Annotated in this window: 3 protein-coding genes and 1 pseudogene; all 4 read right to left on the bottom strand. The window is 29.2% G+C overall.

From position 1 onward, the window contains the following. Positions 1–374 precede the first annotated feature (374 nt). Positions 375–1,136, bottom strand: a complete 762-nt coding sequence (gene ant(9), locus KA856_RS04555; RefSeq protein WP_208182380.1) for an aminoglycoside nucleotidyltransferase ANT(9) — start codon at positions 1,134–1,136, stop codon at positions 375–377. Between the two features lie 25 nt (positions 1,137–1,161). Next, positions 1,162–2,106: a replication initiation factor domain-containing protein gene (locus tag KA856_RS04550; RefSeq protein WP_210138526.1), complete on the bottom strand. Its 945-nt coding sequence runs from the start codon at positions 2,104–2,106 to the stop codon at positions 1,162–1,164. Positions 2,107–2,339: 233 nt separating this feature from the next. Further along, a complete protein-coding gene (locus tag KA856_RS04545) occupies positions 2,340–2,504 on the bottom strand; it encodes a ribbon-helix-helix domain-containing protein (protein ID WP_017722131.1) in 165 nt (54 codons plus the stop codon). A gap of 537 nt (positions 2,505–3,041) precedes the next feature. Continuing rightward, positions 3,042–3,302: pseudogene (locus KA856_RS04540) on the bottom strand (MobV family relaxase); the annotation flags it as partial.

The raw sequence follows: 3,302 nt of genomic DNA, 5'->3' as shown, positions 1-3,302 counted from the left end.
TATGCCTGTTGTATTTGTTCCTGTTTTAACTTTTGAAACTCTAATAATTGAATACGACATATATAATTCACTCCTCAACAATAAGGTTAGTTAAGTAATTTAATACTTTAAGTCTAACATACTAGACTTATTTTTCAATAAGTCGTTAAACCGTATGCTCTGCGAGGCTAAAACATGTTTTTTTGCCTGCACAAAAAATGGACTGAATAAATCAGTCCATAAGTTCAAAACCAAATTCAAAATCAAAACATCAGCAACCAAAAATAGTGGTTGTTAAACATAAAGATCAAAACTAAAACAACATATTCAACTACTTACTTTCTTTTTCAAAATTTAAGGAATACTGGATATTGTAAATATTACAAAAGCTATTATCATAATTTATAATTCAAATAAGCATAAAGTTTTTTAATGACACTCTTAACAGGAAAAAGTTCCCAATCAACGCTATTACCATTTTTATAACTAGAAATAGCTAAACTTATTAAATTATTTTCTTCAATTGCTAAATTTTCTATTATCATACTGCCAGCTAAATCTTTTGAATAAAACTTACCTGTTTCATAAGTTACGATCATACGACAAAGGGTTAAAATAACATTTGTTTCATCACCATAAAAATCTTTTATCAATTCTTTAGAACTTTCCTTTATAGCTTTTTGTAAATCAATAAATGGAACATCAGGAATTAAGTTATTAATATTATTTTCGCCATAAATTGATATTGAAGAAAGCTTGGCTTGATATAATAATATTGTTAAATCAATGTTATTATTCTTTTCTGGAATAAAATAATTTAAATAATCTCCTCTAAGCCATTCCCCATAGATAAACTCTTCAATAGGTGGATAAGACCAATTTTCATTTTCATGATAATTAAGCACAGTTAATTCTATATATTTTAAACTTGTATCTTCACCAATTTCTTTAGAGATAGGCATAATTTTCGAAATTAATATTCTTTTTTCTTCTTTAGTCATATCTCTATTTATTATCACTAGAAAATCAACATCACTATCTTTTTTTAAACCCCCTTTAACATAAGAACCATATAAATAGACTCCTAATAAATCTTTTGAAAACAATCGTTTCAATTCTATTAAAACATTATCAATTTGCTTATTTGGTTCCTCCATTATTGACTCCTCTCATCTTTAAATATTATTTCCAAAATCTAAATTCACGTTGCCAAAAATCAATCTGCTTTTGCAATTGTTTTTCGTTAGCTTTTAAAGTCGATTTCATTAATTCAGTTAAATCAATTGGAGATATTTCTTTAATTAATTGCTTGTATTTATATTTAGCATGCCTTTCAAGTTTTCCCCATGTGCCTTCTTCATTCAGTAACAAATAAATCATTGCTTGCTCTTTTACTTTTTCTGGTGTTGTCCAATCAGGTTTTAAAATATGTAAATCATTAAAACAATCATTCCAATAATCAACCATGTCTCGTTTCAATTCAATTTCTATACGCCATAGATGTTCTGAAATAACTTCAATATCTGCATTATCCTTACGTTCCTGTTTTTTATTATAAATTCTAATAAATCTATCGCTATCACGTACCCCAAAGTATTTTGTTTCTGGTTTACCATTACGACCATAAAATATAGTTTTCTTAACTGCTTTATCAGTCATTGCGTAATAGTCGCTCAAATCATCTTCAAAATCAAAAGCTAAATCTAATCTTGTAAAACCGTCATCTTCCATGTAGTCGATAATGTTTTGTTTTAACCAAAGCATTTCTTCATGTGTGAGTTTATTAGGATTAAATTCAACACGCATATTACGTCTATCCCAACTATCTGCTTTTACTTTGTCATATTCGATATAAACTTTTTCGTTAAGTGCTTTAGCTTTAAACTTTGTTTGAAGTATATCCCAAAGTCTTATTTGTGGCTCAATACTCATAAAATCAGACAGCTTTTTAGCATTGGCTTTGTTCAAATTCCCAACGATTGTCATAGCATCAAAACTTAATTCTGGTTGAGGGGTGGTAAAAAAATTACCACTTAACCGGCTATTAGAGTAGCCGGTTTTAGAAAAATTGTCTAAATCGTGATTTTCCAAATGATTTGAATGATTTGCATGATTATTTTTATACATAAAAAATCGACTCCTTAATTTTGTTTAAGAAGTCGCTCACCCGAATATATATCTTGAAGAATAAACTTATATCGTTTAATATCTAGATATACAAAATATAAAAAAACAACTTAGTGTTTTTTCTTTGGGTAAGTCGCATTCACAAACTTTGGTAGGGGCGTGAGCGACTTCTTTTTATTTGCTTATTAATATAACACTATCAAATGTCTTGGTCTAATTGATTAAGACTTTTTTTATGCCTTAAATATTTTATCTTCGCTTTGATACTTACTTAAATATTCGTTATTAATCAACATAGAAATAGCCTGGGACTTACTTAAGCCCATTTGTTCTGCAATTTCTTCAAGTCTTTTCAAAGTATCTTCAGTTAAAGTTATACCTACTTTTGTACGAACCATTTTTACTCCCCATTTCTAACAATTAATAAGTTTATTTTATTCCATTTATACATACATGTCTAGAGATTTCTATAAAACAACTTATAAAGTCCCTAAAATGTAGCCTATTTGTAGCTTTGTGAAAAATCGCTATAACCCTTGATATTAAAGGTCTAAACACTTCACAATCTCTGATTTGGCACTCGGCACTTAAAAGGGGGGTCGTAGTAGCCCCCTTTTTCCTCCAAAATTTGTAATTCAAAACCATAAAAAAACAAAATAAAAAGACCAGTTAAAAACTGATCTAGTTTAATATCTTTATTGCATTATTCCAATTCCTCTATTTGCCGACGATTCTGCGCTCCTTAATAATCCTAAAGCTGTCCATCGGTCGATTTAATAGCTGACGCTATTGACCGCTGGCGCTTTAAGTCTAATTAAGGGCTCTCATCGACAAATAGATTTTCTCGGCATAAATGCGTGTTATAATACATGAGAGTACAACCAATACCACATTGTATTTACTTAAGCCTTTATCTATTCTGATAAGGGCTTTTATTATCTGCTCATACCTCTACCACGTTTCTGATTATCTTTTTGTTCTTGATGTTCTTCAGGATGTATTTGTTTATCTAACGTTCGTATTACTTGTATCATGCGACCATTATCTTTACTCACATCATTCATTAAATTCCTATATTTATTTCTACCAATAGCTTGCTCTAACTTCTCAAAAATCTCTCTAATAACTTTAATAACATTAAGCGCATTATCAAGGTGTTTTTTGAGGTCTTTTATAAACTCATTTGCTATTGCTAA

It is taken from the genome of Staphylococcus sp. GDB9P120P (assembly GCF_017893435.1).
Classification (GTDB): domain Bacteria; phylum Bacillota; class Bacilli; order Staphylococcales; family Staphylococcaceae; genus Staphylococcus; species Staphylococcus cohnii.
The sequence above is the reverse complement of the archived record's forward strand: the minus strand, read 5'-3'. Positions and strand labels throughout refer to the sequence as shown.